The 18,066-nt window shown below is 72.0% G+C and carries 10 protein-coding genes; 2 read left to right on the top strand and 8 right to left on the bottom strand.

Going from position 1 to position 18,066, the window contains the following annotated elements; translation table 11 throughout:
* Positions 1 to 159: 159 nt before the first annotated feature.
* On the bottom strand, positions 160 to 1,335 hold the full coding sequence (locus EP26_RS31275) for an EAL domain-containing protein (protein ID WP_157034024.1): 1,176 nt from the start codon (positions 1,333 to 1,335) through the stop codon (positions 160 to 162).
* 462 nt (positions 1,336 to 1,797) lie between these two features.
* Here EP26_RS31275 and EP26_RS39005 point away from each other — a divergent pair, with 462 nt between their 5' ends.
* Both EP26_RS39005 and EP26_RS37180 read left to right on the top strand, forming a co-directional pair.
* Complete coding sequence (locus tag EP26_RS39005; protein WP_211259668.1) at positions 1,798 to 2,451, top strand: IS110 family transposase; 654 nt, start codon at positions 1,798 to 1,800, stop codon at positions 2,449 to 2,451.
* Positions 2,390 to 2,770, top strand: a complete 381-nt coding sequence (locus EP26_RS37180) for a transposase (protein WP_281177188.1) — start codon at positions 2,390 to 2,392, stop codon at positions 2,768 to 2,770. The genes EP26_RS39005 and EP26_RS37180 overlap by 62 nt, the downstream gene beginning before the upstream one ends.
* 3 nt (positions 2,771 to 2,773) lie before the next feature.
* Here EP26_RS37180 and EP26_RS31265 read toward each other — a convergent pair whose 3' ends face one another.
* The 7 genes from EP26_RS31265 to EP26_RS31230 form a co-directional block, all read right to left on the bottom strand.
* Positions 2,774 to 3,487, bottom strand: coding sequence for a 4'-phosphopantetheinyl transferase family protein (locus tag EP26_RS31265; protein WP_052389928.1), 714 nt, complete (start codon positions 3,485 to 3,487; stop codon positions 2,774 to 2,776).
* Between the two features lie 120 nt (positions 3,488 to 3,607).
* Positions 3,608 to 4,048: a hypothetical protein gene (locus tag EP26_RS31260; RefSeq protein WP_043345671.1), complete on the bottom strand. Its 441-nt coding sequence runs from the start codon at positions 4,046 to 4,048 to the stop codon at positions 3,608 to 3,610.
* A complete protein-coding gene (locus EP26_RS36100) occupies positions 4,048 to 4,404 on the bottom strand; it encodes a hypothetical protein (protein ID WP_043345670.1) in 357 nt (118 codons plus the stop codon). The genes EP26_RS31260 and EP26_RS36100 overlap by 1 nt, the downstream gene beginning before the upstream one ends.
* Positions 4,405 to 4,406: 2 nt before the next feature.
* A complete protein-coding gene (locus tag EP26_RS32830) occupies positions 4,407 to 5,312 on the bottom strand; it encodes a hypothetical protein (RefSeq protein WP_157034023.1) in 906 nt (301 codons plus the stop codon).
* Positions 5,303 to 8,722, bottom strand: coding sequence for a non-ribosomal peptide synthetase (locus EP26_RS31245; RefSeq protein ID WP_052389926.1), 3,420 nt, complete (start codon positions 8,720 to 8,722; stop codon positions 5,303 to 5,305). The genes EP26_RS32830 and EP26_RS31245 overlap by 10 nt, the downstream gene beginning before the upstream one ends.
* Positions 8,722 to 12,003 (bottom strand): non-ribosomal peptide synthetase, encoded by a 3,282-nt coding sequence (locus EP26_RS31235; protein ID WP_052389925.1) that lies wholly within the window; start codon positions 12,001 to 12,003, stop codon positions 8,722 to 8,724. Before EP26_RS31235 ends, EP26_RS31245 begins: the two co-directional genes overlap by 1 nt.
* Positions 12,000 to 18,062 (bottom strand): non-ribosomal peptide synthetase, encoded by a 6,063-nt coding sequence (locus tag EP26_RS31230; protein WP_281177187.1) that lies wholly within the window; start codon positions 18,060 to 18,062, stop codon positions 12,000 to 12,002. The genes EP26_RS31235 and EP26_RS31230 overlap by 4 nt, the downstream gene beginning before the upstream one ends.
* Positions 18,063 to 18,066 lie beyond the last annotated feature (4 nt).

Below are 18,066 nucleotides of genomic sequence, written 5' to 3'. Positions count from 1 at the left end.
TGCGGGACAACTGGCTCTCCAACCGCGTCTTCCGCTGCCACGACGACATCGTCGACCATTGCTGTCGCGCCTGGAACCGCCTCGTCGAGCAGCCCTGGACTATCATGTCCATCGGACTGCGCGATTGGGCGTATCGGTTCTGATCAGTGGGATTTGGTATTAGTTTCGGGAACGCTTCACAGTGGTAGTGGTGCGCAGCCAAGTCTCGAAGGCCTCGGCCTCGAACGGAGGCGAGAACAAATAACCCTGCCCCTCATCGCAGCCAGATTCGCGCATGGTCGCGGCGTCAGCCTCGGTCTCGATCCCTTCGGCCACGACCCGCAACCCAAGTTCCCGGAGCATGGATACGGTGGCTTCGGCGACAGTGCGGTCCCGGGCGGTATGCGCGGCCGTTGCGACGAGCTCGCGGTCCAGCTTCACGGTCGTTGCTGGCACCCGTCGCAGGTAGGTCAAGTTGCTATATCCGGCATCGAAGTCGTCAAGCGCAATGCCGACGCCGAGCTCGCGTACCGCTGCAAGGCGGCGCTGCAGCCGGTCCGGCTCCATAACCGCCGTCTCGGTGAACTCAAGTTCAAGCGCACCAGGAGCAACGCCCGCCGCCGCAAGTGCTCGCTCCACGCGACCGGCCAGGGCGTCGTCCTCCAGATCGCCGGCGGAGATATTGACCGAAGCCGTCTCGAGCCTCAGGCTCGCATCCTGCCATCGCCGCATCTGCGCCAAGGCGGTTGCCAGAACAAGGTCGGTCAGCCTGGGCATCAACGCCTTACCCTCTGAGAGCGGGATGAACTCGCCGGGGGATATCTCGCCGAGTGTGGGATGCCGCCATCGCAGGAGGCCCTCGGCCGCGACGCAGCGGCTTGTGCTGAGTTCGATACGGGGCTGCCAGACTAGGCGGAAGGAGCCGTTGGCCTTGATTGTCGCGTCGGCAAGTAGCAGGTCCAGGGCCGAGAGCAGGGTGAAAACCCGTTGCTGAGCTGCATCCCGTCCGGTGTCGTGCAAGGCCCACCCAGGTCCCGCATCGGCTGCGCTCTGCGCGGCCGAGGCCGCGGCGCGGACCGTCTGCATGTGGTCGGCCGCGCTGGGTAGCAGCGAGGCAGCGCCGATCGTAGGCCGGGCCGAAACCGAGACGCCGCGGCAAGCAACATGCGGAACAGCGGTGAGCCGGGCCGCGAAGTCCTCAAGCATCTGACTGGCAGCGGTGTCGCCGACCGCGAAGGGAAGGCAGAACCGGCATCCATCGAAATGATAAAGCCGCAGTGCGGACGCGGGCTTGGCCGCCTCGACATGCTGAGCCGCGCGGAGATTATCGCTGACCGGAACCGCCTGCAAAGGCACGTCCAGCGCGCCCGGGTCGTCCTTTGCGCTTTTGCATGAGGATGTAGTGGCGGCGGTCCTGGTTCAACTTGAACGGCAAAATGCGTGTCCGGGAGCAGAGTTGAGGCAATCCTCCTACGTCGGCCCGTTCTGCAGCGCCATCGGCTGGATCCGTGCAACTGTGAGAGTGTTGGTGTTGTTCGGCGGGTCTGACCCCAAGTTGATTGACCCGGTGTCATGGTACCGGCGTGTCGGCCTGCCGGACGACGCTCGGCGATTGGGGGGGAGGTGACCTCATAGGAGCCTGAGGCCGACCATCCCGTCACAGTCCTGTCCGCCCGTCAGATCGCTGGACTCGCACCCGATAGGAGAACCGGCAGCATGAACCAGGCCAGCCGGCACGACATCATCGTCGGCATCGACACCCATAAGCACACCCACGCTGCCGTGGCCGTCACCGGGCTCGACGCCTAGGTTGGGGAGCTGACGATCCGCGTCCGCCTTGAGGGCTACCGTGAGCTCGAGATCTGGGCCCGATTACTGAGAGCCGTCCGCGCCTTCGGCATCGAGGGCACGGGCGCGTACGGCGCTGGCCTGGCGCGCTTTCTTCGTGCGGCGGGCCATACCGTTCACGAGGCCGGCCGGCCCGATCGCCGGCTGCGCCACCGGCATGGCAAAACGGACCGCCTCGATGCCGAAGGCGCCGCCCGCGCCGTGCTGGGTGGGCAGGCCACGGCTTTGCCCAAGGCCGGCACCGGTGAGGTGGAGATGATCAGACACCTCAAGGTCGCCCGTGACCCCGCCGTCAAGGCGCGCACCCAGGCCATGCTGGCGCTGAAGGCCATCATGATCAGCGCGCCGACGGCTCTGCGCGAGCAGCTCGAGGCAGTCGCCGGCCGGATGGCGCTGGTCCGGCATCTGGCGGTCTTGCGGCCGGGGCCGGCCGCTGACCACGACCATCGCCTCAGCCAAGGCCAGCCTGCGTGCCATCGCCCGTCGCTGGCTCGACCTCGACGTCGAGATCCGGTCACACGACGCCCATCTCGGCCGGCTGACCGAGCGGTGCGCACCGAAAATGGTCGCGGCGCACGGCAGGGGGACCGCAACCGCGGCGGAGATGCTGGTTCTCGTCGGTGATGAGCCGGAGCGGATCCACTCCGAAGCTGCCTTCGCCAAGCTTTGCGGCGCCTGCCCGGTGCCGGCCTCGAGCGGCAAAACCACCAGGCACAGGCTGAACCGCGGCGGGCATCGGCAGGCCAACGCTGCCCTCCACCGCGTGGTGGTCGTGCGCATGCGCACCCATCAGCCCACTCTCAACTACGTCCGGCGCCGCACGGCTGAGGGCAAGAGCAAGCGGGAGATCATTCGCTGCCTCAAGCGCTTCGTTGCACGCGTGATCTTCGGCTATCTCTGCCGTCGATCCAAAGCCGTGGGCCCAGCCCAAAACGCCGCTTGACCACTATAGGAGCATCGGTGCCCTCGCAGCCACGGCGGCGTAAACCCGCGCGTCATCGACCGCCCAGGCGCCCATGGTGGAATGCGGCGGCAAGGCCCGGCCCCGGCCCGGCGCGACGACCGCCATGGTGAAGGTGCCCGTGGCCGTCCCGTCGCTGGCTGCGAAGCGGACGCGCACGTCCAGGAAGTCCAACATCTGGCCGGTTAGTGGATAGCAGCACTTGTGGAAGGCCTCCTTTGCGCTGAAGGCGAGCCTGGCCCAGCTCGCTCCGGGCAGGTCGGGCAGCCCCGCAAAGTGGGCGAACTCCTCGGGACGGCAGATCAGCCGGGCGACGGAATCCTCCAACGGGCCGCCGGCCTCGACGTCGATGCCAAGCGACGGCAGCTCCGACACCCGGGTGACCACCGCACAGCAGAAGCCGTCGCAGTGGGTGATGCTGCCGCTGAAGCCGCGCGGCCAGACCGGCTCGCGGCCAGGCCCCCGCGGGATTGGGCATGCGGGCAGGCCGAAGCGCGCAAGCGCCGCGCGGGCGGCCGCGCGGCCCGCAGTGAACTCCGCCCGCCGCCGCTCGACGGCCCGCGCCAGCAGCGCGGCTTCCGCCGGGAACAGGCGCGCACGGTACATGTCGGGCGAGGCGATGCAGACCGACACATCCGCCGGGAAGAGCCGAGCGATCGCCTCGCTGTCCAGCTGGACGGTCCGACGACGGATGTCCATGCGCAACTCTGGCGGAGCGCCCTCCCGGTCCTTCGGCGCGATCCGGCCCGGCTGCGCGCCTCGCGGCGACCGGATGCCGACGCCGGTCACGCCGCCGGTCCCCCGGGCAACGGTGCCATGTCAGGTCCCCGCGGGGGGGCGCCGCCGGATCTCGGCGGCGATGGCGGCAATCCAGGCCATGCTCTGCGCGATCATGGTCAAGTGCTCGGGCTTCACCTCGGCGGGATCCGTGGCGGCCCAGGCGGCCCTGGTCGCGGCGACATAGCGGCCGAACGCCTCCTCGATGCGGGTGCGCGCCTCCGCGCCCGAGAGCGCCTCATGGACGCTCGTGGCGTAGGCGTCGGCGAGTTCGCCGACGCGGCGCGCGAGGTCGCCCGACTTCCAGGGTTCCTGCAGCGCGCCGGCATAGGCGTTATACGCCTCGCCGACGGCGCGCGCCGCCTCAGGGTCCGGGAAGGCGAGGGTGAGCGCGTGCCGGAACTCCGCGTAGGCGGAGGCGAAGTCCTTCTGCGGGCCCGTAGTGGCCCAGAGCCAGGCGGATGGCTCGTCCGGCGCTTCCATCACGAATCCTCCCTCGTTGGACTTGGCACGCCGACGAGCGGGCCGAAGCCGTGCGCGACCGCCTGCCCGATTAGGTGCTCCTCCAGGCGGCCGGCATCCCGGTGCGCCACGGCGCGGGGGCCCGAGAGCATGACGACGCCGTGCCCGACGCGCAGCCACGGACCAGCCGCAGCCGACATGTCCATCCGACGGACGAGGAAGCCGCGGTAGCCGAGGCCGTCCGACCGCGGCTCGCAGCCCGCTCCGAGGCGAAGGTGCGCGAGGAGCGCCTGCTCCTCGGCCACGTCCAGCACCCAGGACGGGTTGGGGCGGCCGCTGAAGATGTCGAGCTCGACGCGGAGGCGCGGTGTCGCCACGGTTAGCGCACCTGCACGCCGAGCGGCACGAAGAAGTAGCCGCAGAAATCCGTGTAGGGTCGTCGGTCGCAGGTCTCGGGGGTAAGGTTGCCGGCGATCACGCGGCCCGCATTGTCGAAGTTGCGGGCGATCGAGAGGCCGAGCTTGTGCGCCCACATCCCGTCCGGGTGCAGCCGCCACCAGTGGAAGTCGAAGCCCGGCCACACGGCCAGGGCCACGACGCGCGCGACGCCGTCGAGGTCGGGACGGCAGCCATCGGCGATCGCCGCGGTGCGGACGGCATCGCAGAGGAAGGCGTCGTAGATCCTGCCGGCCCAGCGGCCCGGCTGGGCCACTGTGCCGGACACGAAGTTGGTCGCGTAGTTGTAGCAGTTGTTGGTCGCGATGACGGGCGCGCTGTTCCAGAATGCCGGCCTGTAGGGACTGACGAAGGCCACGCCCTCCGGCAGCGCCGCGATCCTCCGGCCAGCCTCGCTCTCGGGCGGTTGCTCCGGCTTGGCGCGCCGCGTGCGCGCGGCGCCGCGGGGCTGCGCCGGGGCCGCCTTGGGAGGGTCGGCTGCAGCAGCAGCGACCTGGGACGCGGCGGCCTCCACCACGGCAGGATCGAGGGCCGCCGCCGCGGCCTCGAGCAGCGAGCGCGTGAGGTCGGGCGCCTCCACGGCGACGAGGGCGCTCACCGCGGGCGTGGGGGCGATCCGGAGCCGCCGGAGCACACCAGGCGGCAGCAGCGGGTCGCCTGGTTCCCGTTCGACGACGAAGCCCCGGAAGCCGAGGCGCTCAATGGTCTCGGCCGCCCCGGTGCGCGCGGGACGGCCCGCTAGGCCGTCGGCGAGCTGCTGGGCCTGCTGCGGGCTTAGGCGCCAGCCCGGGTTCGGCCGACCCGAGAAGATCTCCATCGTCACGTACATCTGGCATCCTGCTGGTCGGCGTGGGGTTGCGCGCCATCCTCGCCGAGCATCGTGCCGACCTGGTCGTCGCCGATGTCGAGCACCTGGATGACCGCCCGGGCGATGATCTCGAGCTCGGCGGCATCCGCGGTCTCGGCGCGGAGCGAGCGGGCAAGCGCCTCGACCGTCGGCGCCTCGAAAAGGCGGCCCAGTGGCAGCTCGACGCCGAGGAGCTCGCGCAGGCGGGCCACGGCCCTGGCGGCCAGGAGGGAATGGCCGCCGAGCTCGGCGAAGAAATCGTCCCGCACCGTGACACGTCGCGCGCCCAGCACGTCCGCGAAGACCCGGCTAACGACCTCCTCGACGGCATCGCGCGGCGGCGTGCCGTCCTCCGCCGCCGGGGCAGCGGCGGGGGCGTCCAGCGCGGCGAGGACGCGGCGATCCACCTTGCCGCTCGCGGTGAGGGGGATGGTCTCGATCGGGATGAAGGCCCCCGGCAGCATGTGCTTCGGGAGCCGCCCGGCGAGGTGGTCGCGCAGCGACGCCGACCACAACTCCGCATCCCCGGTCAGCCCGGCGGAGGGCACCACGAAGGCGACGAGCCGCATGTCCCCGCCGAGCTTCCGGCCGATAACGGCGGCGTCCTGGACCGCGCCATGCCCGCGCAGGACAGCTTCGATCTCGCCGGGCTCGACGCGGTGGCCGCGGACCTTGAGCTGCTCGTCGAAGCGGCCGAGGTACTCGAGCGTCCCGTCCCTGCGCCAGCGCACGCGGTCCCCGGTGCGGTAAAGCCGGGCCTGCGGGTCGGGCGAGAACGGATCCTCCACGAAGCTTCCGGCCGTCAGCTCTGGGCGGCCGGCATAGCCCAGGCCGACGCCGGCGCCGCCGATGTGGAGCTCGCCCGGCACCATGACAGGCACCGGTGAGCCCCAGCTGTCCAGGACGTAGAGGCGCGTATTTGCGATCGGGCGGCCAATCGGGACGGGCCCCGGCGCGCACTCCCCGGTCCGGAGCGCATGGACGCAGCAGCCCACCGTGGTCTCCGTCGGCCCGTACTCGTTAAAGACCATGACCCCCGGAGCCTGGTCCCGCCAGGGCGCCAGCGCCTCGCCATACAGCTGCTCGCCGCCGACGACGAAGGCGGCGGTCGCCTCCGCCCGGACGCGGCCCCCCGAGAGGAGGCGCAGCGCCTCCAGGTGCGACGGCGTGAGCTTGACGAAGCCGAAGCGCTCGCCCGCAGCCAGCAGCCGCTCGAGCTCCTCGACGGGGTGCCCGGGGCCCAGCAGAACGACCGTCCTGCCGGCCAGCAGCGGAAGGAACAGCGTCGTGATGGACATGTCGGAGGAGACCGGCGAGCAGAGCGGCGCGCCGACGCCGTCGCTGACGGGATAGGTGGCGAGGCACCAAGCGAGGTAGTTCACCGCCGCCCGGTGCGGGATCATCACGCCCTTCGGTCGGCCGGTGGAGCCCGAGGTGAACATGACATAGGCGACGTCCTCGGGCCCGACGCCCGGATCGGGCTTCGCCCCGTCGCCACAGGTGGCGGACAGTAAATCGCCGAGCGCGACCACATCGCAGCCGGCCTCCGCGGGCGGGTCGCTGGCATCGCCGTCCGTGAGGAGGAGGCTCGCGCCGCAATCCGCTAGCATGGCAGCGGACCGGACCGCCGGCATGGCCGGGTCGAGGGGCACGAAGGCGCCGCCCGCCTTCAGCACACCGAGGATCGCGACCAGCAGCCCGGGCGACGGCCGCATGCGAAGGCCGACGCGCCAGCCGCGGCAGATGCCCCGCCGCGCCAGGGCCGCCGCGAGCCGATCGGCGGTGGCGTCGAGCTCTGCGAAGGACAGCGCCGCTGGGCCCTGCCGCACGGCGCAGGCCTCCGGCGTAAGCTCGGCCTGGCGCTCGACCAGACCGTGCAGGAGACCGTCTGGCGGTACGGGAATGGCGGTCGCGTTCCATGTTTCCAGCACCAGGGTGCGCTCGGCCTCCGTCATGAGCGGCAGCGCGCCCACGCCGGTCTCCGGCGCGCGCAGGGCGGTTTCGAGCAGCGTCAGGTAGTGCCCCGCCATCCGCTCGATGGTCGCGCGATCGAAGAGATCGGTGTCGAACTCGACGAGGCCCTCGACCGCCTTGCCGGCCTCCCAGAGATTGACGGATAGGTCGAAGATCGAGGTCGTCCGGTCGATCCCGAGCGCACCGGACTGCGCGCCCGGCGCCGCGCCCGCACCCGGCACCCCCGCGACAAGCTGGAAGCTTACCTGGAACAGCGGATTGCGGCTGAGGTCCGGGTTCGGCCGCAGCGCGGCGACCAGCGTCGAGAAGGGCAGCTCCTGATGCTCCAGCGCTTCGACCACGGTGTGGTGGAGGCGGGCGACGAACTCCCCGAAGCTCAGGTTGCCGCGGACATCGCCCCGCAGCACGAGCGTGTTGGCGAAGAAGCCGACGACTTCTTCAAGCTCGGCTCGTGGCCGGTTCGCCACCGGGACGCCGACGGGCACATCCTCCTGTCCGCTGTAGCGGTGCAGGAGCGCCATGAAGGCGGCGAGCAGCACGACGAACAGCGTCGTACCCTGGCGCGTCGCCAACCCGCGGGCGGCCTCGGCTAACCGCTCTGGCAAGGCGAGGGGAAGCTGGTCGCCGGCGAAGCGTTGGACCCGCGGCCGTGGGCGGTCCGTCGGCAGCTCGAGCGTCGTGAGGCCGTCGAGCTGCCGCTTCCAGAAGGCGAGCTCCCGCTCAGTCTCGCCGGCAGCGGCGCGACCGCGCTGCCAGACCGCGTAGTCAACGTAGTGCAGCGGCGGCGGCGGCAGGACCGCCCAGCCGCCGCCCGCGAAGGCGCGGTAGAGAGCGGCCAGCTCCCGCATCAGCAGGCCGACGGACCAGCCATCCGCGATGATGTGGTGGATGGCGCAGGCGAAGAGCGACCGGTGCGGACCGAGACGGGCGACGAGCGCGCGCAGCAGGGGACCGCGCGCGAGATCGAAGGGCGCGGCCGCGAAGGCGGCGGCGCGCCGCCGAGCCGTGGCCTCCCGCTCCTCCGGCGCGATGGCGTCGAGCGCGACGGTCTCGCAGGCCAGGTCCACCGCCGCGGCGACGCGTTGGACGGGCTCGCCGCGCGCCACAGGGAAGCTCGTCCGCAGCGCCTCGTGACGGCGCGCGAGCTCGGCGAGGGCGTGATCGAGCACGGCGGCGTCCATGGCGAAGTCGAGCACCTGCGCGGAGGCGAGGTTGTAGAACGGGTTGCCGGGCGTGAGCTGGTCGAGGAACCAGAGCCGCTCCTGGTTAAAGGAGAGCGGGAAGTCCGTCCCGTTGCGGGGCACCGGGACGAGCGGCAGGCAATCCGTGCCGTCCCCGCCCGAGCGGTCCCGGAGCCGCCGGAGCAGGCGCAGCCGCGCCTCTGGCGTCAGCGCCCCGACGCGGCCGGCGATGTCCATCACGCCAACGGCTCCTGCGCGGAGCCCTCGAGCCCCGCGAGCAGCGCCTCCAGCTCCTCGGGTGAGAGATCGTTGAGCTCGGTCAGTAGAAGCTCGGTCGCGGCGTCGCCGGCCGCCGCGAGCATCTCGCCGAGGCGCACGGCGAGCGCTGCGACCGTCGGCGCCTCGAATACCAGGCGCAGCGGCACCTCCATGCCGAGATCGTCGCGCAGCCGCGCCGCCAGCCGGGCCGCGAGCAGGGAGTGTCCCCCGAGCTCGCTGAAGAAGTTGGCGCCGCGGTCGATGGTGGAGGCACCGAGCACCTCCTGGACTCGCGCGAGCACCGTCGCCTCCAGGGGCGTGCGCGGCGTCGGAGCTGCCAGCGCCGCGCGGGCGGGGCCGGTGGGGTGCGGAAGCCGGTTGCGATCGACCTTGCCGCTCGGCGTGCGTGGAAGGCTTTCCACGAACACGATCTGCGACGGGACCATGAACGAGGGCAGCATCCCGCGCGCATGCGCCAAGAGGTCACCGGCGGCGGGCGGCGGACCGACCGGCAGGGCATAGGCGACCAGCCGGCGCCCGGCCACCTCTTCGATGGCGGCCACCACCGCATCGGCCACCTGCGGAATTGCCCGCAGCGCCGCCTCGACCTCGCTCGGCTCGATGCGGTAGCCGTGCAGCTTGATCTGAAAATCAGTGCGCCCGACGTATTCGAGGACGCCGTCCTCGCGCCAGCGGACCAGGTCGCCGGTCCGGTACAGCCGCTGCTCCGGCAGCCCACCGACCGTCAGGGTGAGGAAGCGGTCGCGCGCATCGGCCTCGCGCACGACATAGCCGCTCGCCAGGCACGCGCCGGCGAAGCACAGCTCGCCCGTAACGCCGATCGGCGCCGGCTGGCCGTGGCGGTCGAGCACGTAGGCCCGCGTGTTGGCGATTGGCCGCCCGATCGGCACCGGGCCCGCGCCGACCGGATCGCGCCGGGGATCGAAGAAGGTGCCGTCCCAGATCTCGGACGCGCCGAGCGTGTTGCAGAGCACGCCGTGCGGCACCGCGGCCTCGAAGCGCCGGCGGAGGTCGGCGGAGAGCGGCTCGCCGCCGCTCGACCAGAAGGTCAGTCGCGGTAACTTGGCGCCGACGTCGGGAACGACGTCGAGCAGGAGGGCGAGGAAGGACGGCACGAACCAGATGCGCGTCACGCCGTGGCGGGCAAGCAGTTCGACGAGCGCGTCGGGGTCGCGCGCCGCGTCCCCGCTGGCGATCACGGTCGGCACGCCGCGCAGCAGGCCGCCCAGCATCTCCTGAAAGGAGTCGACGAAGTTGAGGGCGGTGCGCATCACCCCGACCTCGCCCGGCGCCCAGGGATATTCGCGCCAGATCCAGTCGAGCCGGTTGAGTATCTGCCCGTGCCCCGCCGCGATGCCCTTGGGCTGGCCCGTGGAGCCCGAGGTGTAGATGACGTAGGCGATGTCGTCCGGGGCGGCATCCGGTAGGCGATCCTCCGCGCCCGCCGCATCCGGACAGGCGGCGAGGAGGCTCGCCGGGTCTGCGCGCGGCAGCCCCTGCATGCCGGGCATGGCATCCGCTTCGGCAAGCAGGAAGCCCGGCCGCGCGTCCTCAAGCATGTAGCTGAGGCGCGCGGCGGGATAGGCCGGGTCCAGCGGAAGGTAGGCGGCGCGGGCCTTCAGCACCGCCAGGAAGGTCTCCACGGCGGCGAGGGATCGTGGCAGGCAGACGGCGACAAGGTCCCCGGGCGCGACGCCGCGCGCGACCAGCGCATGGGCGAGCCGCGTCGAGCGCCGGTCGATCTCGACGAAGGTCCGCCGCTGCTCGCCTTCGATGAAGGCGATCGCGTCCGGCGTGCGCGCGGCCTGCCGCGCCAGCTGCACCATCAGCGGAACCTCGTCATAGCCGGGCCGCTCCGTCGCATTCCAGTCGAGAAGCACGCGGCGGCGCTCCTCGGGGCCGAGCATCGGCACGTCGCGAAGCCGCGCCTCCGGGTCACGCGCCAGGCCGAGGAGCAGGTTGCGAAGGTGCCCAACGGCCCGGCCGATCGCCGGCGCGCCAAACCGCCGGTGGTCGTAGAGGACCTTCACCCGGATGGACTCGCCGGGTGCGACGAGCACAGTCACCGGCACGTTCGTCCGGCCGACGTAAAGCGGCTCCTCGACGAGCCCCGCGCCCCCGCCGGTCTCGGCGAGCGGGAAGTTCTCGAAAATCAGCACCGTCTCGAACGGGTCGATGTCGGCTGCCAGCCCGCTCCATTGCCGGATCTGCTGCATCGACACGTGCTGGAACGGCGCCGTCTCCAGCTGCCGCGCCTGCAACTCGCGCAGCCAGGATAGCACTTGCCGCTCGCCCGGCACGCCGGCCCGCGTCGGCAGGATGTTGATGAACAGCCCGATCATCGCGTCTATGCCGTCGAGATCGGGCGGGCGGCCCGAGACGACCGTGCCGAAAGTAACCTCGGGCTCGCCGGCGTAGCGGGCGAGCAGCAGCGCCCAGGCGCCCTGGAAGAGCGTGTTCAGGGTGAGCCGCTCGGCGCGCGCGAAGTTCCGGAGCGCCTTCGCCTCCTCGACCGGGATGGTGAAGCTGGCCTCGCCGTCGTTCGGCCATTGGCCCGCGCGCCCGGGCGCGGGCGCGCCGATGCCGAAGGGGGTCGGGCCGCTCAGCCCGCGCAGGCGGGCCCGCCAGAAGGCCTCGAGGGCCGCCGGATCCTGCCGCTGCAACCAGCCTATGTAGTCGGAGAAGGGCGGCCGCCGCGGCGGCGCGGGCGGGACGCCCCGCAGGAGGTCCCCATACAGGTCGGCGACCTCCCGCATCAGCAGCTGGCCGCTCCAGCCGTCGAGCAGGATGTGGTGGAAGTGCCAAACGAACCAGGACCCCCGCTGCGGGCCGAGGCGGATGAGCACGAGGCGGAACAGCGGCGCCACGTTGAGCCGGAAGCCGTTGCGGCGGGTCTCGCGCAGGTGCCCGGCCAGGCGTACCTCCGCCTCCGCCGGCCCCGCGTCGCTCCAGTCCAGGATCTCGAGGGGCAGCGGCACGGCGCGGCGGACGACCTGCACCGGCCTCTCGATGCGCTCCCAGTGAAAGGAGGTGCGGAGCACCGGCGTGCGCGCGACGACGCCCTCCCAGGCCGCGGCGAAGGCGCGCGCGTCCACGCCGCCCGGCAGCCGCATGACCTGCTGCTCGAAGAAGGCGCCGGACTCCGGGGCAAGCAGGCCGTGGAGGAGCATGCCGAGCTGCATCGGCGACAGCCCGTAGATGTCGTCGATTTCGTCGGCCGGCCTTGCCGTGGCGCTCATCCCCCAGCTCCCCCGCCGCCCCGCCCGAGCTGCGACCGCAGCGCGGCGATGTCGCTCTCGTTCAGCCCGGAGCGCCCGAATTCGGCGGGCCGGGGCATGCCTTCCACGGCGCCGGCGAGCCGTGCCACGGCCTGGAGCTCCTCGGCGAAGCGCACGGCAAGGCGTTCAATCGTCGCGCGGCGGTGGAGGTTGGCGCTGTAACCCAACTCGGCGCGCAGCCGGCCATCTTCGCCCACCCGTGCCGTGATCTCGAGCCGGTGGCGCCTAAGGCCTGCCGCCGCGCGGGCCGGCCCGGCGTCGAGCTCGGGGAGCTCGCGCGCAGGGCGCCGGCCGCCAGGCAGGAGGCGGCGGGGAACCTGCCCGAAGTAGGTGAAGCTCACGTCCGGCTGGGGCAGGTCCTGCATGTCCGTACGGATCGCGGTTTCCGGGCAGAGGTAGCGCAGCATTCCGTAGCCGATGCCCCGGCGCGGCACGGCATGCACCTGCTCGCGCACCGAGGCGATCGCGCCGGCTAGGTCCGGGGCGGCGGCGAGGTCGAGGCGCAGCGGGAAGATGCTGGTGAACCAGCCGACGGTGCGCGAGATGTCGATGTCCTCGGCCAGGGGCTCGCGCCCATGCGTCTCCATGTCGATCAGGAGGCGGGGCACGCCGGTCCAGGCCTGCGCCGCGCGCGCCAGCGCGGCGAGCAGCGCCACCTCCATCCCGGCCGCATGCGTCCGCGGCAGGTCGGTAAGGAGCGCCGCGGTCGCGTCCTTGGGCAGGGACACCGCGACGACATCCATCGAGCCCACGGTGTTCGCGCCGAGCTCGTGATCGAGCGGGAGCGACCTGTGGTCCGGGGCGGACAGCGCCGCCCAGTGACTGGCCTCGAAGGCCAGCGGCGCGGAGGAAGCCGCCGCCTCCAGATGCTTGGCCCAGCGCCGGAAGGACGTCGTCCTCGGCGGGAGCAGGACCGCTTGGCCGCGCGCGAGCTGCGACGTCGCGGTGCCGAGATCCTCCATGAGGATGGTCCAGGAGACCGCGTCCACGACGAGGTGATGCGCGACGACGAAGAGGCGCATCGGGTCGGCGGGCCCAAGATCGGCGAGGATGGCGCGGAAGAGCGGCCCCTGCGCGAGGTCGAGGGACGCGTGGGCCGTGCGGACGGCCTGGGCCAGCGCCTGCTCGCGCTCGCCGGATTGCAGGCCGGAGAGCTGCATGACTTCGAGCGGAGCTTCCGGCGGCGCCTCAGCGAGGCGCTGCTGCCAGCGACCGTCCACGTACCGGAACCGCAGGCGCAGCGCGTCGTGACGGAGGAGAAGGTGGCCTAGCGCCTCGCGCAGCGGCCCGGGCTCCATGCGGTCCGGCAGGTGCACCAGGAGCGCCTGGTTGAAGTGGTGCGGCGCTTCGACGGCCTCTTCGAGGAACCAGTGCTGGATCGGTGTCAGCGGTACGTCCCCGGCGGTGTCGGCCTCATCAGCCGCCGCGGGGACCGCGGCCCGGCACGCGGTCGCGAGCGCGGCGACCGTCTGGTGCTGGAACAGGTTGCGCGGCGCCAAGGCGATCCCGGCGGCGCGCGCGCGCGCCACGATCTGGATTGCCAGGATCGAATCCCCGCCGAGCTCGAAGAAGTTGTCGTACCGGCCCACGCGGCCCAGGCCGAGGATTTCCCCCCAGATCGAGGCGAGGAGCCGTTCCGTCGCCTCGCTCGGCGGCACGTAGTCGGCGCCCAGCTCCGGACGGGCGCGGTCGGGTACCGGCAGCCGGCGCCGGTCGACCTTGCCGTTCGGCGTGCGCGGCACCTCGTCGAGCAGTACGAAATGCGCGGGGATCATGTGCCGGGGCAACCGCTCCTCGAGGAAGCCGCGCAGGCGCGGGACGAGGTTGCGCGCGAATGCGGCGCGCAGCGGGCTGTTGGTGAGGACGTCGAGCCGCCGCGGCGCCGCACGGCCAGTGGCGGGGGAGGGAACCGGCCCGCGGCTGGCCCGAGGGGCATCGCCCGCCTGCCGGTGACGGAACACCGCGTCGAACGCACCCTGCCGCGCGCCGGCCTCGGCGAGGTGCACCTCCACCGAATAGCCATGGGCGGCGGCGAGTTCGGCCAGCGATCCCGGATCTGCCCCGTCGGCCACGGCGGCGGCCGTTGCGCGAAGGCGGACGTCCTCGACGCCGGCGCCTTCCTCGAGCTCCTGCAGGGAAGTCGCGAGCGCGATATCCAGCGCCTGCCGGCTGTCCGGTATACCGGACACCCACAGCCGCTGCGGGCGCTCGCTCGCGAGCAGGTCGCCGATCGTTGCAACGCCGGCCAACGCTCTGCCCCAGGGCAGATGCTCGCCATCCGCGAGCCGATCGGGCTTGCGGCCGACATGCAGGATGACGTCGTAGCGAAACTTGCTGAGCTCATTGCCGTAGGCCCCGGGCTTCGCGAGCAGCTCAACGCACTGGACCGCGGGCAGCCGCTCGGCAAGCTCGAGGAAGAAGGCGGGATCGACCGCCAGCTCCTGATCCAGTTCGGCGCGCCGCCGCGCCCGCTCGCGCAGGGAGCGGACCGTGTCCGCCTCCCACGCCCGCGCGACCTCAATGGAAGAGGCGAGGGCATGGAGGAGGCCGAGGTTGCGCACGTCGCCGACGAAGATTGCGCCCTGCGCACCGACCGAGCCGACGGCCCGCCGCAGCACCTCCTGCAGGTATCCCGCGTCCGGAAAATACTGCGCGGCGGAGTTGATCACGACGACGTCGTGACCCGCAGCATCCTCTTCCGCGAAGTCGGTCGCCCCGCGGTGAAGCAGGCGGACGCGCGACGCCGCCGGCCCTAGGCTGTCCAGCCTAGCGCGCAGCCGCTCAAGAGCGGCGGCGGAGAGGTCTGTTGCGGTGTAGAGCTCGCACTTGGCGGCTAGGCGGAAGACGAGCAGGCCGGCGCCGCAGCCGATCTCCAGGATCCGCCTGGGCGCGAGGCTGCAGATCCGCTCGACCGTCGCGTCCAGCCAGGCGCGCATCTCTTCGGCCGGCAGCGGCGCGCCCGTGTAGCTGCTGTTCCAGCCGACCGTGTCGAAGGCTGGGTCCTCGCCGCCCGGCGTCCCGGCATAGAGCTCGTCGTAGAGATCCCGCCAGTGGCCGACCTGCTCGGCCGCGAGGGGATCGGCGGATCCGTCGCCGAGCCACGACCTTGTCGCAGCCGTCAGGTAAGCCGCCAGCCGCGTGTCGCCGGGCCGCTCGTCGCGCGCGGTCACCACCGCCTCGCCAACCGCGGGGTGGGCGAGCAATGCCTCCTCCACCTCGGCCGGCTCGATCCGGAAGCCCCGGACCTTCGCCTGATGATCCGTCCGGCCGAGGAATTCGATCGCGCCGTCGGGCCGGAACCGGCCACGGTCGCCGGTGCGGTAGACACGCTCCGGCGTCGGGCCGCGCAGGGGCAGGAGGACGAAGCGCTCTGCCGTCAGCCCGGGCTGGTGGAGGTAGCCGCGGGCGAGCCCCTCGCCGCCGAGATGGATCTCGCCGGGCAGGCCGATCGGCACCGGCCGTCCGTCGCCGTCGAGCACAAAAGCCTGGGTGTTCGGGATCGGCCGCCCGATCGGCGGTCTTCCCTCGCCCGGACGGCATTCGGCGAAGGTCGCCCAGATGGTGGTCTCAGTGGGTCCGTACAGGTTGAAGAACCGGCGTCCGCCAGCCCAGCGGTCGACAAGCGTGGCGGGGCAGGCTTCGCCGGCGACGCAGATTGTGGCGAGATCCGGCAGGTCGGCAGGCTCGAGCTGGGCCAGTGCGCTCGGCGGCAGGACGACGGCCGTGATCCGCTCCGTGCGTAGGAAGGTGGCGAGGGTCGGCCCAGGCAGGAGGTCGTCCGCCGGCGCCAGGCACAGCGTGCCGCCGGCACCGAGTGCGAGCGCAATCTCGAAGATTGAGGCATCGAAGCTGAGGGAGGCGAACTGGAGCACGCGCTCGTCCGGGCCGGCGCCGAGCACCCGCCGCTGCGCGGCCGCGACGTTGCAAAGCCCGCGATGCTCGACGAGCACGCCCTTCGGCTTCCCCGTGGAGCCGGAGGTGTAGATGACGTAGGCGAGATTGTGCGGCGCGGCCGCGGCATCCGGCGGCTGTTCGGCGTGCCTGTCCCGCAGCTCCTCAATGCGGAGCCACGCCACCGATGCCGCCCTGATGCCGCCCAACATCCCGGCAAGCGCGCCGCTCGTCACGCCGAAGCGGGCGCGGCTGTCCTCGGCCATCCAGCGCAGCCGGTCCGTCGGGTAGGCCGGATCGAGCGGGAGATAGGCGCCGCCTGCCTTGAGGATGCCGAGGAGGGCTTCGACCATCTCGACCGAGCGCTCGACGCTCAGCAGAACGATGGTGTCCGGCCCGACGCCTCGCGCGCGGAGGCCGTGCGCCACCCGGTTGGCGCGGCGGTTCAGCTCGGCATAGGTGACGGTCGTGCCGCGGAAGACGAGCGCCGGCGCATCCGGGGCGCGCGCCGCCTGCGCTTCCACCAGCTGGTGGAAGCACGCTGTCCGCGCGTAGGGAGCCGCCGTCTCATTCCAGGTGACGAGGACGCGCTGCCGCTCAAACGCCGGCGGCAGCGCCAGATCGCCGACGGGGATCCCGGGATCGCGCGCCACGCGCTCGAGCACTGCTGCAAACTGGTCAGCGATGCGCTGGACCGAGGCGCGGTTGAAGAGCTCTGTGCTGTACTCGATGACACCGCGCCACGCGGCGCCATCCTCCCAGAGATGCGCGGCGAGATCGAAGATCGCCGTGCCACGATGGAGCTCCGGCGTTCCGTCCGGATCGCGCGCCGGCCCGAGCTCGCCCGAGAGCCCCCAGGCGGTCTGCAGGACAAAACCGATCTGGAACAGCGGGTTGCGGTCCAGGCTGCGGTCCGGCTCGAGCTCCTGCACCAGGCGCTCAAAGGGAACCTCCTGGTGCTCGAACGCCTCCAATACCGTCCTGCGGGCGCGGCGCAGCACGTCCCGGAAGGGCAACCCGCGCGCGACATCGAGGCGCAGGACGAGCAGGTTCACGAAGAGGCCGATCAGCGGCTCCACGTCGCGGTGGTCGCGCCCGGCGATCGGCGAGCCGAGAACGACTTCGTCCTCGCCGACATAGCGGGCGAGGACGGCCGCGAAGCCTGCGAGGAGCGTCATGAAGGTGGTTGCGCCCTCGTCCGCGGCGAGGCGTCGGAGACCCGCCGCGACGTCCGCCGGTATCGCGAGCCGCACCACGTCGCCGGCGAAGGAGGGCGTCGGTGGGCGCGGCCGGTCGAGCGGCAGCTCCGTGACCGGCAGCCCCCGCAGCTTCTCGCGCCAGTAGGCGAGGTGTGCCTTGAATGCGTCGTCCTCCTGCCGCGCACGCTGCCAGGCGGCGAAGTCGGCATACTGCACCGGCATCTCGGGCAGGTCCGGCGGCCGGCCCGCAGCCGTGGCCGCATAGAGCGCGCCAAGCTCGCGTGTCAGCACGCCCATCGACCAGCCGTCGCAGACGATGTGGTGCAGGTTGAGCAGCAGCCAGTGCTCATCGAGCGCGAGCCGCAGCAGCGTCGCGCGCAGCACCGGCCCGCGGGCGAGGTCGAACGGGCGCCGGGCCTCGATCCCTGTCAGGCGCTCCGCCTCCGCGCGACGGCCCGCCGGCTGCAGCTCCGTCAGGTTGAGAAAAGCGAGCGGCACCCGCGCACCGGCCGGCGACACCACCTGCACGGGCTGCCCGCCCTGCACGGGATAGGTGGTCCGGAGGATTTCGTGCCGGGCCACCAGCGCATCGAGGCTGCGCTGAAGCGCGGCGGCGTCCACGCCGCCGGACAGCCGCATGATGACCGGCACGTTGTAGAATGGGTTGTTCGGGGCCAGCCGATCCATGAACCAGAGCCGCTGCTGCGGGTAGGAGAGCGGCGCGGGCAGGGACCGGTCGTGGCGCGGTATGCCCTCGGGCGCCTTGGACGCGGGGCTGACGCCCGCGGACCGCAAGAGCTTCGCGAGGAGGGCACGCCGCTCGGGCGAGAGCGCTGTCGATCCTGTGGTTCGCAGCTCACTCGAGCCCAAGGGCCCGCCCTCTGCTGCGGGCGCGATCGCGCCGTGCACGCCCCGCTGATCTCCAGTCATCGGC

It is taken from the genome of Belnapia moabensis DSM 16746, from assembly GCF_000745835.1.
Classification (GTDB): domain Bacteria; phylum Pseudomonadota; class Alphaproteobacteria; order Acetobacterales; family Acetobacteraceae; genus Belnapia; species Belnapia moabensis.
Note: the sequence above shows the minus strand (reverse complement) of the source record. Positions and strands in the feature narration are given on the sequence as shown.

What these genes read in the sequence shown, in the direction of transcription:
- EP26_RS32830 (WP_157034023.1), bottom strand. Translation starts at nt 5,312, where the DNA reads ATGTACGTGACGATGGAGATCTTCTCGGGTCGGCCGAACCCGGGCTGG.
- EP26_RS31265 (WP_052389928.1), bottom strand. Translation starts at nt 3,487, where the DNA reads ATGGACATCCGTCGTCGGACCGTCCAGCTGGACAGCGAGGCGATCGCT.
- EP26_RS31260 (WP_043345671.1), bottom strand. Translation starts at nt 4,048, where the DNA reads ATGGAAGCGCCGGACGAGCCATCCGCCTGGCTCTGGGCCACTACGGGC.
- EP26_RS31245 (WP_052389926.1), bottom strand. Translation starts at nt 8,722, where the DNA reads ATGGACATCGCCGGCCGCGTCGGGGCGCTGACGCCAGAGGCGCGGCTG.
- EP26_RS31230 (WP_281177187.1), bottom strand. Translation starts at nt 18,062, where the DNA reads ATGACTGGAGATCAGCGGGGCGTGCACGGCGCGATCGCGCCCGCAGCA.
- EP26_RS37180 (WP_281177188.1), top strand. Translation starts at nt 2,390, where the DNA reads ATGGTCGCGGCGCACGGCAGGGGGACCGCAACCGCGGCGGAGATGCTG.
- EP26_RS31235 (WP_052389925.1), bottom strand. Translation starts at nt 12,003, where the DNA reads ATGAGCGCCACGGCAAGGCCGGCCGACGAAATCGACGACATCTACGGG.